This window comes from Mesorhizobium sp. M0518 (assembly GCF_040321125.1).
Taxonomy (GTDB): domain Bacteria; phylum Pseudomonadota; class Alphaproteobacteria; order Rhizobiales; family Rhizobiaceae; genus Mesorhizobium.
Window position 1 is genome coordinate 38,509 of record NZ_JAMYQY010000011.1, and the last position, 20,990, is coordinate 59,498.

Below are 20,990 nucleotides of genomic sequence, written 5' to 3' on the forward strand. Positions count from 1 at the left end.
GCGCACTGTTGATGTCTGCGCATGCTCAATTTCGTCAGCGACAATGTCGCTTATGCCAAAATGGCTCTTGGGCGTATGTGATCCTGACCACGGTCTTGGTTCACAAAGGACCCGAAAAAAGTTGTCCATAGTAACACTTTGCAGCCGGAACACCAATGGTCTGACGGTGAACTCATGAACCGCGAGGGCAGGTTCAAAGGGTATTCTGAAGCGAGCTTATGACGGCCGTGATGGCTTGCTTGTATTCTTCGAACTCTGGCGACGTCTGGCGCACTTCCGTCGTGGTCGATACCGGTTGGCCTGCGCCGGTCCCCGCGGGGCTGAGCTTTCGGCCCATTTTCCTTTCGGCCCAGTCCACGACATAGCCGGCGGTCTTGCCGGTGAGGAACGGGTTGGCCTGAATGACGGCCGACCCGAGCACGGCGCTCAATTGCGCCGAACTCGACGCCGACAATACCTGATGGGCGCCTTCCATGCCCAGGAAATGGCAGAGATAGAGCCGGCCGGCTGTGATCTGGTGGCCTCGCGCCCGAAGATAGGCTTCACCCTCGCGCGCAAGATTGCGCACCATCTCGCGCGAGATCGTGTAGTCGTAGCGCAGAGCAAGGAGATCCGCATTTGAAAGTGTGCGCGCCAGTTCGGGACGGTAGGTGTTCATCATCCTGATCCAGGTCTTCGATATGAATTGGCCGGCACCGGTTGCTGAAGAAAGCGGGTTCTTGGCGCGGGCGCTGCCACCACTTTCGACATGAACGATACGGTCGGTCAGTGTTTCGACAGCAGGATCGCTCGTTGCGACCGCGGCGGTCACCGTGCCCAGCGGGTCGATCGCCCCGCCATTCTGATAGAGTTCGAAATGCAGATGCGGCCCGGTCGACAGGCCGGTGGTGCCGATATAGCCAATGATGTCGCCGGCCTTCACCTTTGTGCCGACACCGCTTGCTATCGCGAATTTCTGCATATGCGCGTAGCGCGTCTCGCGTCCGTTGGCATGCGCAATCTTCACCAGGTTGCCATAACCGCCGCCGTCGCCCTGGAAGGTGACCTCGCCGTCGAAAGCGGCCGCGATCGGCGTACCCACCGGAGCCGCCCAATCGACGCCCTTGTGGATGCGAACCACGCCCAGAATTGGGTGCTTGCGTGGACCGAAGGTGGACGTCATGACCCCGTTGACCGGCGTGACCATGCCGTTGATGACCGTCAGCGAGCGGATCTGATCGTCGCCGGTAACGCATGCAAACTGACCGTCGCTCTGCTGGAAGACGAAGCATTCGAAGCTCTTTTCAGCACCCTGCACGCCGACATACAGCACGCGTCCGTCGGTCTCGCCCTTGCCGCGCGGCGTTTGTGAATAGATCAGGACAAGGCGCTGGTCCTCGCTGGCGAAGGCGTCCAGGTCCCGTCCTCTCGATAGGTACATGATCGCTTCGCCGATCACGCCGGTCGGAACTTTGTTGCGCGCCGCCGTCGAATAGATTGCGTCGAGCAGGCGATATTGCCGCTTGTGCGTGCCTTCTTCCGGTGCACCCGAATAGTTGAACAGATCTTCGCGGACCCAGGGATCGACACCCGATACGAATGCACCCGCGGCGTTGCGCGTCAGCGTGCCGACAAAGACGCTCTTGGCGTAGATCGACACCTGCATGAGCGACATTGTTGTCGTCTCGCGCGTCGGCCTGAAACCACGCATGGCGACGACATAACCCGGTTCCAGGCCTTCCCGGTTGAAAAGCGCCTTCAGCGCTTCGCCCGCCCGCCTGGCGTCCTCGACGGAGAAATGCGCATCGAGCGCAACGCTGTCCAGGCTGCGGTCGTTGAGGATTTTCACGAACGTGTCTTCGGTCGCCTCGAACCGCTGATACTCATTCGTGACGGTTGCGACACTCGTGTTGTTTTCGATCTGTGTCTTCTGGAATGCGGGCAGGGCTGCTTCGCCTGCATCGATTGTTTCACCCCAGCCGGCTTCGGGATCGTCGGTGCCCATCTGCTGCCCCGAAGCAGCCGGAGCCTCGTTGGGGGCAGGCGAGGGCTGAAGATCGTTCTGCAGATCCCCCGCCGGCGGCTGAAGATCGTCCTGCAGATCGTTGGACGGCGGCGGGGCGGTCTGCCGTTGCGCCTGGAAGAATGCGAAGTCTTCCTGCGTCGACGGTATCGTCGTCATGAATTTTTCGCTGGCGCTGAGCATCACATCCGACAGGATTTCGATCTGCGGAGAAATCCCGGCCTGATCGAGATCCGCCGGCTTCGCGATCGAACGGCCCCTCGACGTGGCGTCGGCGTCGGGGGCAAGGGTGATCCACATCGGGTCCCCGGCAAGGTCGATAATGGCAGGCACATAGACCGATGCATCGGCCGGCACGTCGTCCACCCCTTCGACCGCGTGAAGCTCTTCGTCTTCGTCGCCGAACGACCAATAATCGGCGGTGAGGTAGAAGCCCACGGCGATCGACAGCATGATGATCGCGGCAAGACCGGCAAGCAGCCGGCGCCAGAGCCTGCGTCTGCGAAGCGCAAGGCGCGCCTGCTTCTTCTGCCTGAAGCTCGTGTCGATAGTGTGCGTCACGGGCTGTTTCCGGTCAGGAAGAACGTCCACCGCGCCTGTTCGAGCGTATCGACTTCGAGAAATTGCGCCGCGATATGGCCGCGTTGCCAGCATTCGTCGATGCCGCGGGTCGAGAAACGCCTTCGCTCGATGCACATTTCGGTCGATCCCGTCAGGATCGCGTGGCCGAAGACGTCCGTTGCGTAGATGTAGATGTAGCGGTTGGTCAGTTCCTCGCGAATGACATTCACGCACTGATTGGCGCCGATGGTCCACCAGCCGTCTGTCTGATCGGCATTGTCGACCTTCTGGCCGACTGCGAGATTGACGACGTCGAGTGTCTGATTGCAGACCGTGAATTCGGCTCGCGCTTCGCCGGATGACAGCACAGCCAGCAGCGCGGCGCCCGCGATGACCGCAAGCTTCATGTGGCCCGCCAAGGCGAGCAGGGCGCGAACCGGTTCACACTGCTTTATGGGCAGGTCGGCAGACGAGTGGGGCAAACACGAGCAGCGTTCCATCGGGCGCCCATGCTATCCGCCGAGCCGGAAATACTTGGCAGTGGCTGAGAACTGAGATCCGTTGGTCTCGATTTCCTCGAGAATTTTGGGTAGCAGCGCCGAGGCTGGCGTCGGCGCCGAGAATGCGGCCGCCTCAATATCCTGGGGTCCCGTGATCACCATTATGATCTGCGGCACGGCCTTTCCAGCGGCCTTGTCGGCGGCGCCGAGGCCAATCGGGATGCTGAAGGTGGCTTTGTCCGACTGTGCGACGATGCGATCGTCGAGATTAAACACCATGCCCTTGTGATCGATCAGCAACACGCTGGAAATGAGCCCGCCACGCGTCACCAGCGTGCCGCTGATCGGCGTACCGTTCGGCACCGACGTCCGGTCGAGAACAAGCTGCGGCTTGTCGGCCGCGGTCTGTCCCAGAAAGCGCAGAAAATTGGTGACTTCGCACTGGCTCGGCTCAATGAGGCGGACGCTGATGTCGGGCTCCACATGGAATTTCGCCTGGAAATCGCCCAGCATGCGTTCGAATGGCTGGACCGCTGTTCCAAATCCTTCGATCGCGGCTGCGGTGTCGGTTGGCGAATTCATGGTCGCATAGAAACAGTCGCCGCCGCCGAAGTCGCGAACCCAGGAGACTCGTTGCGCGATGTCGTCCACGGCCGGAGGAATGGCCGGTTTGGGTACGTTCAACGCGACGACAGGTTGGTCCGGCTGCTTGGCCGCCGGTGGCACAGTCTTTTGGCTCTCGGCGTTCGCGGCATCCGTCTGGCTTGCAGTGGGTTTGGGCGCCGGCCCGGCAACCTTGGGTTCTGCCGGCTGGCTGATCTGCGGCTCCGGTTTGGGCTTTGGGCTCTCCACAAACTCTGGCTGGGCCGGCGGTGTCTTTTCGGATGGCTGCTGCGCGTCCGTTGCCGATGACTCCGGGGGGCCCGCGGTTTGCGCGGGGACAGTGGGCTTGGCCGGCTCCGGCGTTTGCACTGCCTTGGCATCTGCCTGGCTTCCAGCCGGCGGCACGCCCGCCTCTGTTTGCGGTTGCGCTTCCATTGCCGGCGGTTTCTCAGATTCCTCGGTCTGCGAAGGGAGTTCGGCGGGCTTGGCCGGCTGCGGCTTTTGAGCCGCCGAGGCATCTGGCTGGTTTTCAGCCGGCGGTACGCTGGCCTCCGGCTGCACGGGCGGAACTGGCTTTGCCGGCTCAGGGGCGTTCGCGACTTTGTCCGTGAGGGTCGGCGCCGAAGTTTCCGGTGTAGGCTTTGACGGTTCGGGCGCGGAAAGCGATGTCTTGCCGGCAATCGGCGTTGCCGGCGTCATGAAGCCGCTCAGATACAGGCCCGCGCCTGAGGCGACAGCTAGTGTCGCCAGGGCAGCGATCGCGATAGTTGGGGTCTTTGTGGATTTCTTGGGCATATCCGCAGTGACCGCGCGCGGAGGGCCGGCGACCGGCGAAGGCAGCGGTTCGGACAAATGCGCGGGCCGGACATGCGGGACGAAGCGCTGCTCGCCCGGGCCCGTTGCCGTCGGCGCGTTGCGTCCCGCGACATTGGATGCCTGGCCGCCCTTGGGATCAGGAGTAAGGGTTTGCCCGGCTGGCCGGTTGCGGGGTGTGATGGACGTCGGCGGCGTTGTTCCTTCGTCTTCGCCACGCGTCATCCTGGCGATATCAGCCATGCTGACCGGCCGGTCTCGCGGATCCGGTTGCAGCATGGCTTCGACAATGTCACGAAAATCGTCGTCGATATCAGAGAGGTCAGGCACGGCCCGGCGCTTTTCGATGATCTCGAACTGCGATCCGCTCATGTCGATCGGTTTCCCGCGCAGAGCGGCAGCCAGCACCAGCCCAAGGCTGTAAATGTCGGACTGTTCACTGACGTCGCCGCTGTACAGCCCGAGCTGTTCGGGCGAAACGTAGTTGTACTTTCCCGCGAACTTCCCGCCGATCAGTGTCTCCCCGCCCACGGTCGCCGATCGCGCTATACCGAAATCGATGATCTTTGCGCGGTCGACCCGGCCCCCCGGCAGGATGATATTGTCCGGCGAGAGGTCGCGATGGATTGCTCCCGCTTGATGCACGGCGCTCAGGCCGGATGCGAGGCGATGGCAGAGCTTGCGCACCTCATCCGTCGGCATCGGACCACGTCGCATGATGTCGTACAGCGACTCGCCGTCGACGAATTCCATGGCAAGGTAGGGACGGCCGATCCCGGGATCGATGGTGAAGACGTGGTATCGCACGACCGCATCATGCGACAGGTGGTTGAGGATCGAGGCCTCCTTGCGGAACAAGGACAAGATCGTCTGGTCACGGGCAAATTCGGGCAGCACGATCTTGATCGCGACATGGTCGCCGGTCTGGATGTTGTGGCCGCGATAGACCTCGCCCATGCCGCCGAATGCGATCCGTTCGTCAAGTTCGTAGATGCCGCTGAGCTGCGTACCGACAGCGGTGTTGGCCACTTGCGGCGATATTCGCGTCTTGTCATCGGCGCTCATCAGCCTCGGCCCTCCGCTCTGGACAGATCAGGGTGGAGCGATTGTCCATTGCGCCCGTTCCCAATCTTAACCAGCACAATGGTGACATTGTCCGTTCCGCCTCGCGCCAGAACCGTTTCCAGCAGGTTTTCTCCGGCCGCCTGAGGTGTAGCCGACACGACGGCGGCCTCGATCTCGGGGTCGGTGACATGTGCCGTCAGCCCATCGGTGGCCAGCACGAAAATGTCTCCCGGCATCAGTTCGCCCTGCTGGAAATCGATGACGAAGTCGTCACTGACCCCGATCGCATGTGTGATGACATTGCGGCGTGGCCAGGTGAGCGCCTCGACCGCGCTGATCATGCCTCGATCCAAGAGTTCCTGCACTTCGGTGTGGTCTTTCGAAATCTGCGAGATCGCGGCGTTGCGGATCAGATAAACCCGGCTGTCGCCCGCCCACAGGCAGGCAAATCGTCCGTCCATCGCCAACAGGGCGGCGACCGTGGAGCCGATGGTGATGCCGCGCGATTCCGATATGCTGCGGATTTCGGCATTGGCCCGGCTCAGCCTGTCCTCGAAGCGGGCCCGAAGATCGGGTGCCGAGCTCGCGATGCCGATTGTTGACAGATGATCGACGATACTGGCGGAAGCGACCTCTCCGGCGTCATGTCCACCCATTCCGTCGGCTACCACCCAGAGGCCAGTTTGTGGCTCGACTAGATAGCTGTCTTCATTGAGCTCACGGACACAGCCTTTGTGGCTCACGCCGAAGCTTTCGATGGAAAGGGCGACAGTATTCAAATTGCCACCAAGCGCTTTTCAAGCGTCCTTCTGCGGCGCACCTTTGGACGCTCGCTGGCGCCACTTTGCCACAGGCTCGAACATTAAAGTACCGAAAACTAAGGAAAACCGGGGTTTGAACTCTGGTCAGCGGATCGGCGCCATGATCAGCAGATCAAACCCATCTCAAAACGCCTTGGGACAGCTGAATCCGGAAAGGGCCGGGAGGAAGAAGTGGTTGGAGCCTGAACCTGTCTGGAGCGTATAAGTAACGTCGCGTCCGCCAATCACGAAGCGTGCTTGCATGTTGCTGTCGTGGCCGGTGACGGCAGCCTTGTCCAGAAGTCGCTTCAGGGCCCACGGCCCTTCGAACTTGATGGCGGATTCGCGGCCTGGCATCTCCGGCGTCAGGCTCAGACTGGCGGATCCGGAAGCCGCGCCGCTCGGCCAGGTCACTATGCTCGGCATGTTGCCCGCTTGGTTGCTCTGGACGGTCTGGCCGTCGACATCGAGCACCGCCGCATCGGCATCGCCATGCAGTGAGAAGGGCGTGAAGGTCACGCTCACCGAGGGCACCGAACCGCCCTGGGGAAAAAAGGCGCTACGGATTTCGGCCGCCAGCTGGAAGTTCTTCAGCGTCGACTTCGACAGGTCGCGGCCGAAGCGAGCATCCTGTTTCCAGCTCCAGTCCTGACCGGTCATATCGATCAGCGATGCGAGGTTCTGTGCGAAGAACCGGTCCATCAGCCCGCCCGGAGCGAACAGTTTGGCGAAATCCGCCATCGCGATGTCCTCGGTGCCATTGCGGGCGAAAGGATAACGGCCGTTGACCGCCGCCTCGCAGGGCTGTGTGACCGTCTGGTCGAGCATCTGGTTCAAATTTGCCACCGAGGTCTCGGTGACGTTGCCTTCAAACTCGTCTGCCGTCGCATTGACCATCCGGCCGAGTTGCTTGGGCAGTCGCGAGACATTGGCGCGAAGGGTGGCTATCTGGAGCTGCAGGTTTGCGTTGACGCGTTCCGTCTGGGAGGGGACGTCGGTCGCCAGTTGCAGGCTCTGGTAGATATCGCGGAAATTCTGGGTCAAGGCATCGATCGGGCGGTGTCCGGCAGCACCGCTCACCAGGGCCTGGAACGGCCTGAATTGCGCTTCGATGTTGGCCCCGGGATTCTGGTTTTGCGCGCTTAAGGATCCCGTGCCGGCACGGGTTTGCGATTTTCCGGTGGCGATTTGTATGCCGATGCGAGCCAGACCCTTGGCCACGCTTGCTGCGTCCTGTAACTGGCCCGCGCCGCCTTCAACCCCGGTGGCTGAGTCCTTGCCGGAAGCAGCGTCCCGCGTCAGAGCGGTTTCGTCGGCGATCGCCGTAAACAGCAGTTCGATCGGCGAGGTTGGCGAGGCGACGGCGGAAAGCGCGATATAGCGCGGCTTGTCCTTCAGCATCGCCTTGAATTTCAACCCGTCGAGAACGCTGTTCCACGCCGTTGCGAACTCCTTGCCATAGCGGTCGAGAAGTTCGGGACCGAGCTTGGGCAACTCCTGATCGATGCCGCCTTGCTCGCCGCCGCCACCGAGGACCCACTGGTCGTCGACGAGCGTCTGGGCAATGCGCGAGAGTTGCACGAGATAGAAGCTGTTGAAGCCGGCATAAGTATAGAGGCCGGGAACACGAAGGCCTGACAGATCGCCGCCATCGACCCGCTCGAACAGTAACGGGGCTTCCGGGCCGCTTTTCAGGGAAACAGAAAAATCATCCAGAGCTGCCGCGTATACTGCGGATTTGACCAAAGCCGAGGCACGGTCGGCAAGGCTCATGCGCCCGAGCGACCGTTGAGCGGCTTGGACGAGCGGCTGGTTGAGTTCGAAAACCGGATCGTAGGCGTCGTCCAAGGCAAGCATGGCACCCAGGTGCTTTTCGAGATGCTCGCGTCCTTCGCGGTTGTTTTCACCTGGATACCGGTTCTGCTCCCAATCGTGCTTCATCCAGGAAATGATCAACGCGTCGTCGACCTTCGGCGCCTTGCCGCCAAGCATCAGGTAGATTTTCAACGGCTCGTAGAGCGCGGCGGGATCGGCCATCCTGGCCTGGATCGTCCGCTCGGCCTGGATCAGCAGGCGCGATCGGAACATTCGTTCCAGCGCTTCCCGGTAAGCCGTCTTGGATGCCGAAAGAAGTCTCTCCCGCTGGCTGAGGCCGAACGTCTCCTCGATCGGTGTCGGCACGTCGCCGGTTTCGAACCCAGCCGGCAGATTGCGCAACTGGTCGAGCGGGCCAATGACGTTTTCGAGGTCGACATCGGTGACCTCGGTGCTTTTGAGCAACGCGTCCGCCGTCTGGCGATACTGGCTTATGGCCTGCGTGGTGGAGGCGATCAGCGACCTGTTGGCTGTGAAGCTCAGGGCTAGGGTGCCGAGGGCCGCCGCAGCGATCAACGCGATGGCGCCAAGGCCGGCGAACCTGGCGATCGTTGCACGTCTTACAGCTGATTTGTCATACGAAACCCATCCGGATTCGGCAAAAATGACGCCCGTCAGCAGATCGTGCAAAAAGAAGCTTTTGCCGGTTCCGGAAAGATGGGCGCGGGGGCTGCTGCCGAAATTGCGACCGATCGCGCCCAACACCTGATCGATTGGCGTTCCCTCTTGCGTGCCTGAAGAGAAGTAGAGTCCACGCAAGCTGACATTCACCTGGCTGCGGGTCGGATCGAACAGGCTGGCGATGAAATTGGTAATTCGCTCCTTCAGCGCGCCAAACTGCGCCGGAAAGCCAAAGATGGATATACGCGCGACCGGATCGGCCTCTTCCTGGAGGCGGTCAGGCATCTCCTCCACCAAGCGTCTTGCCAGTGCATCGAATTCGGCCGGAGCCTCGGCGGCCATATTCTTGTTGCGATCCGTGGTCTGGAATGTCGCGCCCCAGACCTTGCGCCGGCGCGGCTCGTCGAAGCCGCCGAAGTAATCCATGAACCCTGAAACCAGGTCGGCCTTGGTGAACAGCAGGTACACGGGAAACTGGATTTTCAGCGTCTCGTGGATTTCCCGCAGACGACTGCGTATCTCGACGACGTGAGCGTCAAGCTGCTGATCGTCGAGGCTGACGAGGTCGGCGAGGCTGATGGCCAGGATGACGCCGTTTATCGGTTGCCGTGCGCGGGCTCTCTTGAGCAGTGACAAGAAGGCAAGCCAGCTCTTCTTGTCGGTCTCGGCATTGGAATCCTGCGTCGTGTAGCGTCCGGCTGTGTCGATCAGGACGGCCTGGTCGGTAAACCACCAGTCGCAGGAGCGTGTTCCGCCAACGCCCGCAACTGGCTGGGCATCACCCGAACCGGCCAGCGGAAAATTCAGACCCGAATTGACCAGCGCCGTTGTCTTGCCGGCACCGGGCGGGCCGATGACGATGTACCAGGGGATCTCATAAAGGAAATTGCGTTTGCCGCTCGACCGCTTGAGCGCCGCCACGGCCTCATTCACGCGGGCCTCGAGCACCCGCGAGTCGTCATCGCGGTCGTCATTGTGTGTGACCACGGTTTCGAGTGCTTTTTGCGCTTTTCTCGCTTGCCAGAAACGCAGGCCGTAGAAAAGCGTGAGCGCTGCCACGATCACCCCGATGATAGTCGCGCGCAGCCAGGCAGGCCCGAGAGGACGGGTATCGGCGAAGCGGATCAAGGGTCCGGCAAACCACACTGCCGCCGCAAAGCCGGCCAGCGCAATCATGCTGAATATCCGCAGCAGCCAACGCGTCATGGCCGCTCCCGACTGGCCGTGCTCACAATGTTTCCTCCTTGGCGATCATCACATCGACACGGCGGTTCTTGGTGCGGCCTTCCGGCGTCGCATTGTCGGCGATCGGTTCGTCCTCGCCCTTGCCGTCCACCGTTAGTCGCGAAGGATCACTGAACTTCGGTGCCATCATTGCTTCGACGGCCTTCGCTCTGGCGACGGAGAGATCGAAGTTGGACTTGAATGGGCTCGATTTCCGCGGCTTCACATTGTCCGTATGGCCGACAATCCTGATCGGTCCGCGCTCGGGTTCCAGAGCCGCGGCGATATCTGCGGCAATGGGCTGGAACTCCGGCTTCGCCTCGGCCCTGCCGGACTGGAACAGCAGGAGATTGTTGATTTCCACAACGATGAAGTCGCCCTTCGTGCCGATGGTCAGCCCGCCGCCTTCGACTTCCTTGGCCAGTGCCGAACGGATGCGATCGATCTGCGTGGTTGTGGCGACGGGTGGGACGATTTTCGCCGGCTTCGCCAACGGCGCCACGCTGGCCCGTTCGATGGTAATCGGCGTCGATGGGTTGAGCGCCAGCAATTCACCGGCGGCAGCGTCGCCTTCGTTGGTGATGAAGACCCGCAGTGCGAAGAACGCAGCAGTCAGCAGCGCCGACACGGCTGCCGCGACGACCCAGAGCGGCAGGCCTGTCGACGGCTGCGTCATGGTCGACGCCAAGCCCTGCCAGTGGGGCGAGATGTCCGCGTCCGCGCGTGCCCTGAAATAGCGAAGCGTTTCGTAGACGTCGCGCCGAACGCGTTCGAGATTGCTGTCTTCGCGCGTCAGGCCCCGGTACTGGCCCTCGAACCCCAGCGACAGGCAGACATGCATCAGTTCGAGCAGATCGTAGTGTGCCTCGGGACTGGCCAGGACCTTGTTCAGCGCTTCGAAGAAGCCTGTGCCGCTGGGCTCGACGTGAAAGAACTGCGACAGCATGCTGTGCTGCGCCCAAGTATCTTTCTGTGGCCAAGGCAGGTTGCCGACGAGATCGTCGGCGGTTTCGCAGAGGATGAATTTCGCAATCCGCGCATCCTCTTCGGCAACACCTGATTTCTCGACTGTCCTGTCGAACCTATCGATCGCCTCAGTGACATGTTCGGCCAACGGCTCGGCTTGTCTCTCGACGGGGATAAGCCTGAACTGGCCGAACAGCATCAGCAATGGTGCGGCCGCGGCAAGGATCGGGTTTGCCGCGGAATATCTGACACTGTCCGTGACATTGAGCAGGGTCTCCTGCCGTAGAGCTGCCTCGGAAGCGCCGCTTCCTGCCGAAGCGGAAGGGGCTCCTTGATAAATCACTGTCCCGGATGCCCAGCCCGGCGGTGTATGCCGGCCGATGCCGGGATCGAATACGGTCGAATCCTTGATCTGCGAGGTTTGCCCGTCATCCGCGACGGGCACTTGAGGGACCGGCGCCGGTTTTCGCTCACGCCGTGGAGGGGCGCGAATGACGGTCTTGCCAGCCGGGCCGAAAGGATCGTCCTTCGAACTCATGGACGATCGTCCGTGCAGGCGGTGTGCCCGCGACTGGGTGAGACAGGCGCAAAACGGTTTCTCGTCAGGTGAAGGAAACGCAACCCCTGCCGACCCTGACAGTGTCCGGAGGAAGGTAGGCTATATCTTACTATCCCGCCGAAAGATGACATTTGCCGCAGACCCCCAGGTCGATCAGCCTTAGCCGCTTAGCGAATTGTCGTATGCGATCGTAATCTCACAAACTCTCGATTGGAACCGGATGCCGCGCACCAAAGAGGTTTTCTTCGTCGACTTCAGCCTCGCATCCCCCTTTGGGCCTGTCTATTTCTGCTTGTCGGCCTTGGCATAGGCCTCGCTGAAATAGGCCAGGAATATGTCCAGCATGCCGTTCTCGTGGGCTTCCTCCATGGTTCGCCAGGTCGCGACAAAAGCGTCCCAGGCCTGGCTTTTCTTAGACGAGAACGATGTCGGGGGGAGTTTCTTTCCGATCGCCTCGGGCGACAGATCGTCGAGCAGCCGCGACAGCGCAGCTTGCATGGCGGCATAGGTGGCGAATTCGTGCGTCTTGAGATCGCGGAATGCATCTTTGATGCTGCGCCTGGCATCCAGATAGCCGGCCCTGCGGCGGGCGAACATGATTTCGAGGATGTCGTCGGTTCCCGGGCCGAACTTCAGGGGGTTGTTGTCGGCGGCGCTGATCATCGTCCGTTGTGTGCTCTTGGCCAGTATTTTCGCGGCCGTGCGCGCTTTCAAAAGCATGGTCAGTTCCTCGACCACAGTCCGCAGGACCGTGCCGATTTCGGCGGCAACTTCATGCGGATCGCGCGATTGAAGCAATTCCGGCGAGATGCCGGCCGCGATCGCGATTTCCCGCAGCACTTCGTCTCTGGTCGAGGGGAGAGGCGGTTGCGACGAGAACGCCGGAGCCGGAACCCGCTGCCCGGAATGTTGCTCCGAAGGAGTGAAGAACGGCTCGGCGGCGAATTCGAGCGGCCGGCCTGTCGCGGCCGGCATTTCTCGTTGTGTCGAACTGATATGGCCTGTCGTGGCGGGCTCGTCGTCGATCGATACGAAGATGACATGGCGGCCGATCAGCACCCGGTCGCCATGGCTCAGCCGATGCGGGCCGGTCATGCGCTGGCTCGATCCGTTGATGTAGGTTCCGTTGCGCGAGACATCGTGCAGCCAGAAAGCGCCTGCCTCGTAGCGAACCTCGCAATGCCGGCCGGAGATGAACTTGTCGGGGTCCGGCAAGGTCCAATCACAAGCCTCGCGTCCGATTTCGAAGCCGCGATCACGCGCCGCGTAACTGGTCGAGATGCCCGCAGGCAAGGCGTCGACATTGTTGATTTGCAGACTGATATACATCGAGGATCGCCGTCGAACGCTGATCGATACTCCACATTCTAGCAGTTTGCACATCCAACAGGACAGCGGCGTTTCGAGCCAATGCATCGGCAGGGTAAGGTTTTTCCGCTGTGCATCTCTTTGGTCGGCCGGACAACATGTGGTAGGCTCAACATAGCCTGGTGCGGCGGGCCAAAAAGTTCCTGGATGCGGGAACTTCAAACCCACTGCCGGCGGCCGCGTCCAGGAGGGGCACGACCCATGCCGAACGAACGTGCCACGGTTGTGCAAACACCGGTTGGCGCCGAGCTGTTGACCTTCACGCATCTTGTCGGTCGCGATGAGATCAGCCGTTGTTTGGCCTATACGGTAGGGTTCGTCAGCCCCAGCCCCGATATCGATCCGCTGAAGATGCTGGGGGGTGTCGTTTCGGTGGAAGGCGAATCCGATCCGAAACGTTGGTTCAGCGGTCTTGTGTCCGAGTTTCGCCTGACCCGCATAGAAGACCGGCTGGCCTACTACGAAGCGGTCGTCAGGCCGTGGCTCTGGTTCCTCGGCAACACCACCGATTGCCGTATTTTCCAGAACAAGAGCGTCGTCGACATCGTCAAGGACGTCTTCAAGAAATACAGCACGGCGGAGTTCGATCTGCGTCTGCAGGGTTCCTACCCTCCGCGCGAATACTGCGTACAATATGACGAGACCGATCTGGATTTCGTCCAGCGGCTGCTCGAGCATGAAGGCATCCTGTATTTTTTCGAGCATGACGAGGGCAAACACACGCTTGTCCTGACCGATGCGATGAGCAAGCTGAAGCCGGCGCCGGGCTACGAGAAAGTACCTTATCATTTTGAAGGGCAGGGCTCCCGGCGCGATGTCGAATACATCACCGAATGGATACCGGGCAGTTCGGTGCGTCCGGGCGCCTATGCCCACACCGACTATGATTTCAAGAAGCCGGGCGCCGACCTTATGGCCAAGTCGGCCCAGCCGTTCAGTCACAAGCTGGCCGCCGGCGAAAACTACCGCCAGCCCGGCGCGCATCTCGAAGTCGGCCGGGGCGACAACCTGGCCGCGATCCGACGCGAGGAGATCCAGGCCGTCCACCAGCGTATCGCCGCGGTCGGCACCGTGCGCGGCCTGTTTTCGGGCTGTACGTTCAAGCTCGATGGCTTTCCGCGCGAGGACCAGAACCAGGAGTATCTGGTGGTCAGCGCCGAATACAGGCTGTTCGATCCGGGATACAGAAGCCATGCCGACGTCGACAGCGAGAACTTCAAGGTGATCCTGGGCGTGGCGCCGACCGCCTTGCCCTATCGTCCGCCACGGATCACGCCCCGACCGATCATGCGTGGGCCGCAGACGGCGACCGTGGTCGGTCCGTCAGGCCAGGAAATATTCACCGACAAATACGCCAGGGTGAAGGTGCAGTTCCACTGGGATCGCCTGGGCAAGAAGGACGAGAACAGCTCCTGTTTCGTGCGGGTCTCACAGACCTGGGCCGGCAGCGGCTGGGGCTTCATCCAGATACCGCGCATCGGCCAGGAGGTGATCGTCGACTTTATCGAAGGCGACCCTGACCTGCCGATCATCACCGGCCGGGTCTACAATGCCTCGCAGATGCCGCCCTACGGGCTGCCGGCGAGTGCCACGCAATCCGGCTGGAAGTCGGACTCCTCGCTCGGCGGCGGCGGCTACAACGAGCTGATGTTCGAGGACAAGGCCGGCTCCGAACTGGTCAATTTCCAGGCGCAGAAGGACCACAACCTTCTGATCAAGCATGACCGTACCAAGCTGGTGCAGCACGATCAGTCGGACCGCATCGACCACGACGCCAAGCATTCCGTCGGCCACAACCTCGACGAGGACGTCGGCAACAACAAGACAGTCAAGGTCGGCGTCGACCAGACAACCGACATCGGCAAGAACGATACCGAGACGGTGGGCGTCAACCGCTCGCTTACGGTTGGCTCGAACGAGACGATCGGCATCGGCGCGAACTCGACGGAGACGATCGGGTCCAATCACACGCAGACCGTCGGGTTGATCCAGACGATCACCGTGGGCGCGGCGCGAGTGGATTCAGTGGGCGCAGCGGAAACCCGAAGCGTTGGCGCCGTCCAGACGAATCAGATCGGCGCATCGCGCTCGATGACAGTGGGGGCCGGACAGACTCACACCATCGGAGCGGCGGACAATTGGACAATCGCGGCCGCGCAGAGCGTGAAAATCGGCGCGGACCAGAGTTTCGCCATCGGCGGCGCGCAGTCGTCGCAAATCGGCAAAGGCAGGTCGGCAAAAATCGGCGCTGACGACGCAACCGATGTCGGAGGCGGGCACGCGCTCAAGGTCGGCAAGGGCAGCGGAATCCAGATTGCGGACGACAGCTCGATCAAGGTCGGCAAGAACCTGGTGATCGAGGCGGGTGACTCGATCACACTCAAATGCGGCTCGGCGTCGATCACGATGAAAAAGGACGGCACCATTGTTGCCGACGGCAAGGACATAACGCTCAAGGGCAGCGGCAAGATTACCGTCAAGGCCGACGGCGACGTGATCGTCAAGGGAAGCACCATCAACAACAACTGAGGGCGTCATCATGGAAGTGCTGGATCGTATCGACGGCGTCGTGATCGGCCTGCTGATCGGTTTCGAGGGCGGGGCACCGCTTGTTGTCTTCGTTGGCAATCCGCGCGAGACGGCGATTGCGGCGCGCAGCCTGACTGAACTGGACATTTCGGCGATCGGTTCAGAACTGGCCCTTCTGTTCGAGGAGGGTGATCCAACGCGGCCGTTGGTCGTTGGACGCATCGTCGATCCGGCGCACAAGAACAGGGAGCTGAAAGTCGCTCGCGAAGGCGACCGTGTCGTCATCACCGGAGACGAGCGCATAGAACTGCGCTGCGGCCTGGCGTCGATCATTCTGGAAAAGAATGGCCGCGTGACCATTCGCGGCAGCCAGTTGACGAGCCAGGCCAGCGGGACCAACCGTATTCGCGGTGGGGCCGTGCATCTCAATTGAGGCGTTGCCTATGCACCGCGTCGCGACCATCGCCGCCATCGTGGATCAGCATGCCGAGGACGCGGCTTTCCTGTGGCTGCGCCGTCGTCGGGAGATCGACGGTCCAATCCTCGACGAAACCGATATCGGTCGCATAGACCAGCGTCTCGAAGCCAATCTTGAAGGGCTCATGGCAGCCGGCAAGGCCGGTTGGGAAGCTGCTCAAGCGCGCTTTGCTGACTACGCCGAACCAGGCGAACTTTTCGTGCTCGGCACTCTGGCAATGCGTTGGAGCGATGCCAAACTGGTAACCTCCGCAATCGACGCCGGCGTAAGCGTGGGTGAAGCCGGCTTTTCAAGCTTGTCCGCTGCGATCGCGCGCACGCCGCGCGATAACCTGCGTCCCTTCGTGGCGCAATGGCTGGACACAAGCGATGCGCGACTACGCTGCCTTGGGCTGTCTGCGCTCTGGCATCACCGCGTCGATCCGGGACCGCGCCTGCATGATCTGGCCAGCCATTCCGACGCGAACGTCCGCCGGCGCGCCGTTCGGCTCGCCGGTGGGCTCGGGCGGCGCGACCTGCTTCCGGCAGTCCTGGCTGGCCTTGATGGCGAGACGGCGAGAGAACGTCTTGCGGCCGCCTTCGCCGCTTGCCTGCTTGGTGAGGCGCGGTCCGCGCACCCAGTGATCGACAAGATCGTGCTGACGGAGACGGACCAAGCGGAGGCGGCGATCGAGATACGCCTGCTGACAACGCCGCCCAAGGCCGCGAAAGGTTGGTTGCAGACGCGCCTCGGCCAGCCCCTGCTACGCGTGGCGGCAACGGCGTCGATCGGCCTGTTTGGCGATCCGTCGGTGATGCCCTGGCTGATCGAGAAGATGCGCGAACCGGAACTTGTCTTTGCCGCCGGGCTGGCGATGCGCGATCTGTTCGAGGTGGATTTCAACGACACCGACCTGTTCACGATAGACCCGGCCGATTTGGGGAAGGCGTTTGAATCTCTGAACCACAGCCCGTTGCCTGTCGCCGATCGCGTTGCTGCTTGGTGGGACGAGGGACGGGGCGGGCGCGGCCGCACGCCTTTCCATTCGATGCGCCGGTTGCGGCTCGACGCGTTGCGCGCGGCCATCGCGGCAACCGATACGCCGCTGACCGATTGGCGCAGGACGCGCCGGTTCCCGGCCTGGATGTAATCTATCGGCGGTTCGCCCGCGCCACGACGGCGGCGGCGCGCAATCCGTTCTCGGATGCGACTTCGCACATGGCAATCGATCCCGGCGCATAATTCTGGACAAGACTGTCGGCGGCCAGCATCAGCGCCAGCGCGCCGCTGGCCGCGCCGGTGTCGCCGACCGTCATCGCCGGATAGGCCGTCGCCATCAGGGTGCGGTGCGTGCGATAGAAGCGCGGTCGGGCAATCAGCATCTCCCAGCCATGATAGCGCTCGCCATTGCCGTTCGAGACGACGAAGTCGATGTCGGGTTCCGATGGTCCCGATCCCGAAACGGCGTCGCGCAGCGCGCCGAGCATGGCGCGGCCCTGGCTGTAGCGCTCGGAAAGGATGCTGTCCGTCTCCTGGGCCATGCCGATGCCATGGATAGCGGCCACGACAGGCTCGCGGCCAGGTTCCCGCAGCAGCCGCACGAAGACGGCCGCCTCGCCAGGAACCAGTCCTTGGGCGTTGTCCGCGCCCTGTAAACGTCCGGTCCGGCTGAGCCGGCCGAGGTCGGTGTGGTTGACGAGGCTGTCGACGCCACCGAGCAGCACTTGTGCGGCGCCTTGATCCTCCATCAGTGCAAGCGCCCGTTCTATCAGTCCCACACTTGCCGCCGCGCCGCCGTCGATGACGCACGAGGCGTGGTGGAATCTCAGGCCTGTTGCGTCGACAACCGCGGCCAGGAAATCGCGCGCCGGAATATCAACGAAAGCCGGATGGTTGCGAAAGCTCTCCGGCGTCGTGATGAGCAGCGCGGTGGCCGCCGCGACCCCCGGCTCGCCCGCGCCGAGCGCTTCGTTGATAGCGCGGGCGGCCATGTTGACCAGCCATTCGCCTTCGTTGCGGCGCAGATGCCGGTGAGTGGGTATGCGCGCGACTACCTGTGGCACTCCGAACGGTTCGGCGAGCGTGATTTCCTCGAAGGCCGAAAGGCTCGCCCGAATGGCTGCGATCGTTTGCCGCGCGTTCAGCCCGGCGGGCGTGACGGCGCCGCCGCCGGCGACGTAGAGCGGCCGCTTCATGGCTGCCACACGGCGCGGTCGACTGTGCCGTCGCCGCCACGCGGGCTGAGATAGCTCTTGCGCTTGCGCCGGGCCACGAGAAAGGCGGGCGTGACATGGCCGAAGACGATTTCCCGCAGCGCCGGCGTGTTCCGTTTTGTCACGTGTGAAAAGCGCGCTTTCAGTGTGACGCGCCACAGATCCGGCTCGACAATCACCGTGTCCGCGGCAAACGGACGTTCCTCGACCCGGTCGTCATAGATCAGCCGCACAGGCGCAACGATGCGCGGCAGGCGGAAGTCCCAGCGGCCGTTCGGTGTCATGCCGATGATCGTGACAGTCTCACCGCCATGGATTGCCGGCAGGTGCTGGTCCGCCGGGGCGCACAGATTGTAGCGCGGATCGAAATCCCCGGGAGGCAGTGGCCACTGCGTGTCGATCCAGGCTTGGTCGTAGGTGCCCGCGAGCGGCAGTCTCGGCATCCAACCCCGCCCGAGCGGGCCGAAGCTGGCCGGTCTGGGCCGATCGGAGGGACTGAGATAAGGTTCGGCGGGGTAGGTGACATTCGGGGCTTGTGTTCGCACTGCCGGATCGGCGGACGAGGCATGGTGATAGCCGACGCCGACCGGGTTGCGTCGGTCAAGCCGGCCATCTGGCAGCGTCCCACCATAGGCGCGCTCGTAAACGATCGGCATGGTTCGGAACAGGGCCGGCGCACTGTAGCCGCCGGCATCGTAGATGCGGTCTCCGACAACGTTGAGCACCTTTTGCAAGCCACCGACGCGGAAACCGACCTGCATCTCCGCCACCGGACGGCGGTTCGGCGCGTGCGCCGAACCGTTGACAAGGATTTCGGCGGCCGGCTTATGCGGCGCAATATCGGCTTCGTAGCGATTGGAGGAATTGGCTGGATCGCCGAACGGGATATCCCAGAGCGCGACCGGCATCTGGTCTTCGCAGACGTCCAGTGCCGGTGCGCCGTCGAGCGCATCGAAGCTTGCCGAGAACATGACGACCAGGACTTCCTGGCCGTCGGCGTCGAGTTGCACATGTGTTGCGGTGGCGAACGGCGTGCGATTCTCGATCCCGACCGCGAACGCCATCGCTCAGCACCAATTGCCGTGTTCGTCGAGGCCGATCGGCCAGTAGGGCATCGCGGTCAGCAGCGTCGCATAGTCGTCATGGCCGCCCTGGATCAGCCACTCGAGAAGTAACACTTCGGGAGGCACCGCACTCGACGCGGAACGCCGGTTTTCCTTGTCGCACGCGAGCCAGTACTTGCGCACGAGCCAGACCACCCTCGGGTGGCCGGCGGGGCCGGCAAGCCCCTTGGCCTCGATCGTTCGGAGGATTGCCTCGCCCATCGGCAGGCCGGTCTCCATGCGCTCCTCGACACTCGCGTTCCATGTCTCGGACGCGACAGCGAACACGTCCACGAAATCGAGCAGATAGGCGGCGAACAGGCTGCGATGTCCAGCCGAGCCGGTCCCCGGCGCCGTCCCTTCCGCGCGGCCTCGGACGTCACCGGGCGCGCGCAGCAGCCGGTAGGTCCCGTTCTGGATGTTGTGGTTGACGAGCAGTGCCATCGCTCAGGACTCCTCGAATTCCGGATCTTCCCCGATGGGAATGAAGTCGAACGGCCTCATGAAGTCCGCCAGCTCGGGCTCGGTGTCGCCCAGCCAGGAGAGGAGCAACGTCACGGGTGGGACCGGCCCGTCCCCCTCGCTCCCTTCGGACAACTGCTTGGCCTCGGAGCCCCACATCTCGCTCCTCCCGGGCTCCGGCCCGCCGCCCGAAAGCAAGTCGTTCAGTCGCGTCGTTTCGAAGTAGTACTTCCGAAACAGGGCAATGACCCGAGGGTGACTCGCTGGTCCCGCCGGCCAGCGGGCGTCGACAAGCTCCCTGTTGACTTCCTGCGCACGAAGGTCATGCCACCATTCCAGCAATGGTGGCACGACGATCTTCAACTCGTCTGTCCAACGATCATAGATGTCTTGATACGTTATCGAGATCATTTCATATCTCTATATGCCCAGGCCGCCAATGTGCTTGTTCATCGCATCGTAAAGCTCGCGGCGATCCAGTGCGCGCATATCCTGGGACTGCTCCATGCTGTGAGCATGACAATGCGGCTGGCACGGAAGGTCGCGCATCCGCTGGGCGAAGCTGCCCGGATCGTGGCACGCTCCCATCTCCCACGCGGTCTTCTGCGGCGGCTGGTGATCGGCGATCATCGTGACCTTGCCGTCAGTCTGCCTTTTGATTTTCTTGTCAATGTCCTTCAGCGCCTTGTCCTTGGCTGGGCCTGAAGCCCGACGAAGGATGTTGGCGCGGTCCTTCTTGCACTGCCAGCAGGTCTGCCCCTGCACGGAAGCGCGCTGGGTCTCGGTCGTGGGGGTATAGTCCTCCGAGTACTTGTAGTCGCGCGGGCAGTCTTCCTTCATCGCGTCCTTGCCCAGCACCACCGAGAAGTCGACCATGGCGGACACGTCGACCGTGTTCGGCAGCGGGCTCGCGGTATTCTGCTCCATCGGATCGCCGTGGCGGCAGACTCCCTTGCCCTCGACCTTGACCGTGAACGACCAGAGCTTGAACGAGCCCTTACCCTTGATGCGATGGGTGACCACGCCGGCGCCAAGTCCAGGCGTGGCCGCTTCGTTGCCCGTACTCAGCGCCACTTCGGAAGAGTTCTCCAGCGCCGTCGGTGTTCCCTGCACCTTGACGCTCTTGCTGCCTTTGATGAGATCGCTGGCCGAAAGCATGTTGACATATGGAACCGGCACCGGTCCCGCTGGCGGCGGCGGCGGGCTGAGGCAGACGTCGCCCGGCGCGACGCCCTTGCCGCCGCTTGCCTGGTGGAAGAAGCCCATCTT

Annotated in this window: 15 protein-coding genes; 3 read left to right on the forward strand and 12 right to left on the reverse strand. The window is 62.4% G+C overall.

Translation table 11 applies throughout. From position 1 onward, the window contains the following. Positions 1 to 193 precede the first annotated feature (193 nt). The 7 genes from NKI66_RS17435 to tagH form a co-directional block, all read right to left on the reverse strand. On the reverse strand, positions 194 to 2,563 hold the full coding sequence (locus NKI66_RS17435) for a M23 family metallopeptidase (protein WP_023809166.1): 2,370 nt from the start codon (positions 2,561 to 2,563) through the stop codon (positions 194 to 196). Further along, positions 2,560 to 2,970 carry a DUF1036 domain-containing protein gene (locus NKI66_RS17440; protein WP_023809165.1) on the reverse strand — a complete coding sequence of 137 codons (411 nt, stop codon included), beginning with the start codon at positions 2,968 to 2,970 and terminating at the stop codon, positions 2,560 to 2,562. The genes NKI66_RS17435 and NKI66_RS17440 overlap by 4 nt, the downstream gene beginning before the upstream one ends. 105 nt (positions 2,971 to 3,075) lie before the next feature. After that, entirely contained in the window at positions 3,076 to 5,544 is a 2,469-nt protein-coding gene (locus tag NKI66_RS17445) for a serine/threonine-protein kinase (protein ID WP_023809164.1), read from the reverse strand. Next, positions 5,544 to 6,323, reverse strand: coding sequence for a PP2C family protein-serine/threonine phosphatase (locus NKI66_RS17450; protein ID WP_023809163.1), 780 nt, complete (start codon positions 6,321 to 6,323; stop codon positions 5,544 to 5,546). Before NKI66_RS17450 ends, NKI66_RS17445 begins: the two co-directional genes overlap by 1 nt. 165 nt (positions 6,324 to 6,488) lie before the next feature. Next, positions 6,489 to 10,046: a type VI secretion system membrane subunit TssM gene (gene tssM, locus NKI66_RS17455; RefSeq protein ID WP_023809162.1), complete on the reverse strand. Its 3,558-nt coding sequence runs from the start codon at positions 10,044 to 10,046 to the stop codon at positions 6,489 to 6,491. A 22-nt stretch (positions 10,047 to 10,068) separates the two neighbouring features. After that, on the reverse strand, positions 10,069 to 11,568 hold the full coding sequence (gene tssL, locus NKI66_RS17460; RefSeq protein WP_352722408.1) for a type VI secretion system protein TssL, long form: 1,500 nt from the start codon (positions 11,566 to 11,568) through the stop codon (positions 10,069 to 10,071). 303 nt (positions 11,569 to 11,871) lie between these two features. Further along, the gene (tagH, locus tag NKI66_RS17465) at positions 11,872 to 12,918 is read right to left on the reverse strand and encodes a type VI secretion system-associated FHA domain protein TagH (protein ID WP_352609940.1); all 1,047 of its coding nucleotides are present in this window, start codon (positions 12,916 to 12,918) and stop codon (positions 11,872 to 11,874) included. A 240-nt stretch (positions 12,919 to 13,158) separates the two neighbouring features. Here tagH and NKI66_RS17470 point away from each other — a divergent pair, with 240 nt between their 5' ends. The 3 genes from NKI66_RS17470 to NKI66_RS17480 are packed head-to-tail and all read left to right on the forward strand — an operon-like array spanning position 13,159 to position 17,093. Then, a complete protein-coding gene (locus tag NKI66_RS17470; protein ID WP_023809159.1) occupies positions 13,159 to 15,486 on the forward strand; it encodes a type VI secretion system Vgr family protein in 2,328 nt (775 codons plus the stop codon). 10 nt (positions 15,487 to 15,496) lie between these two features. After that, positions 15,497 to 15,919: a DUF6484 domain-containing protein gene (locus tag NKI66_RS17475; protein ID WP_378978123.1), complete on the forward strand. Its 423-nt coding sequence runs from the start codon at positions 15,497 to 15,499 to the stop codon at positions 15,917 to 15,919. A gap of 10 nt (positions 15,920 to 15,929) precedes the next feature. Continuing rightward, a complete protein-coding gene (locus tag NKI66_RS17480; RefSeq protein WP_023809157.1) occupies positions 15,930 to 17,093 on the forward strand; it encodes a hypothetical protein in 1,164 nt (387 codons plus the stop codon). Between the two features lies 1 nt (position 17,094). Here the strand turns inward: NKI66_RS17480 and NKI66_RS17485 are convergent, their stop codons facing one another. The 5 genes from NKI66_RS17485 to NKI66_RS17505 are packed head-to-tail and all read right to left on the reverse strand — an operon-like array spanning position 17,095 to position 20,987. Beyond that, complete coding sequence (locus NKI66_RS17485) at positions 17,095 to 18,147, reverse strand: hypothetical protein (RefSeq protein ID WP_352752372.1); 1,053 nt, start codon at positions 18,145 to 18,147, stop codon at positions 17,095 to 17,097. Continuing rightward, the gene (locus NKI66_RS17490) at positions 18,135 to 19,220 is read right to left on the reverse strand and encodes a DUF2169 family type VI secretion system accessory protein (protein ID WP_050592625.1); all 1,086 of its coding nucleotides are present in this window, start codon (positions 19,218 to 19,220) and stop codon (positions 18,135 to 18,137) included. Before NKI66_RS17490 ends, NKI66_RS17485 begins: the two co-directional genes overlap by 13 nt. A 3-nt stretch (positions 19,221 to 19,223) precedes the next feature. Next, complete coding sequence (locus NKI66_RS17495; protein ID WP_023809154.1) at positions 19,224 to 19,703, reverse strand: hypothetical protein; 480 nt, start codon at positions 19,701 to 19,703, stop codon at positions 19,224 to 19,226. Between the two features lie 3 nt (positions 19,704 to 19,706). After that, a complete protein-coding gene (locus NKI66_RS17500; protein ID WP_023809153.1) occupies positions 19,707 to 20,132 on the reverse strand; it encodes a hypothetical protein in 426 nt (141 codons plus the stop codon). Between the two features lie 9 nt (positions 20,133 to 20,141). After that, positions 20,142 to 20,987 carry a DUF4150 domain-containing protein gene (locus NKI66_RS17505; protein ID WP_196815287.1) on the reverse strand — a complete coding sequence of 282 codons (846 nt, stop codon included), beginning with the start codon at positions 20,985 to 20,987 and terminating at the stop codon, positions 20,142 to 20,144. Between the last annotated feature and the right edge of the window lie 3 nt (positions 20,988 to 20,990).

Excerpts from the sequence above, each read along its gene's own strand:
- NKI66_RS17490 (WP_050592625.1), bottom strand. The coding sequence starts at position 19,220 with ATGGCGTTCGCGGTCGGGATCGAGAATCGCACGCCGTTCGCCACCGCA.
- tagH (WP_352609940.1), bottom strand. The coding sequence starts at position 12,918 with ATGTATATCAGTCTGCAAATCAACAATGTCGACGCCTTGCCTGCGGGC.
- NKI66_RS17495 (WP_023809154.1), bottom strand. The coding sequence starts at position 19,703 with ATGGCACTGCTCGTCAACCACAACATCCAGAACGGGACCTACCGGCTG.
- NKI66_RS17440 (WP_023809165.1), bottom strand. The coding sequence starts at position 2,970 with ATGAAGCTTGCGGTCATCGCGGGCGCCGCGCTGCTGGCTGTGCTGTCA.
- tssM (WP_023809162.1), bottom strand. The coding sequence starts at position 10,046 with ATGACGCGTTGGCTGCTGCGGATATTCAGCATGATTGCGCTGGCCGGC.
- tssL (WP_352722408.1), bottom strand. The coding sequence starts at position 11,568 with ATGAGTTCGAAGGACGATCCTTTCGGCCCGGCTGGCAAGACCGTCATT.
- NKI66_RS17480 (WP_023809157.1), top strand. The coding sequence starts at position 15,930 with ATGCACCGCGTCGCGACCATCGCCGCCATCGTGGATCAGCATGCCGAG.
- NKI66_RS17470 (WP_023809159.1), top strand. The coding sequence starts at position 13,159 with ATGCCGAACGAACGTGCCACGGTTGTGCAAACACCGGTTGGCGCCGAG.
- NKI66_RS17505 (WP_196815287.1), bottom strand. The coding sequence starts at position 20,987 with ATGGGCTTCTTCCACCAGGCAAGCGGCGGCAAGGGCGTCGCGCCGGGC.
- NKI66_RS17475 (WP_378978123.1), top strand. The coding sequence starts at position 15,497 with ATGGAAGTGCTGGATCGTATCGACGGCGTCGTGATCGGCCTGCTGATC.
- NKI66_RS17500 (WP_023809153.1), bottom strand. The coding sequence starts at position 20,132 with ATGATCTCGATAACGTATCAAGACATCTATGATCGTTGGACAGACGAG.
- NKI66_RS17445 (WP_023809164.1), bottom strand. The coding sequence starts at position 5,544 with ATGAGCGCCGATGACAAGACGCGAATATCGCCGCAAGTGGCCAACACC.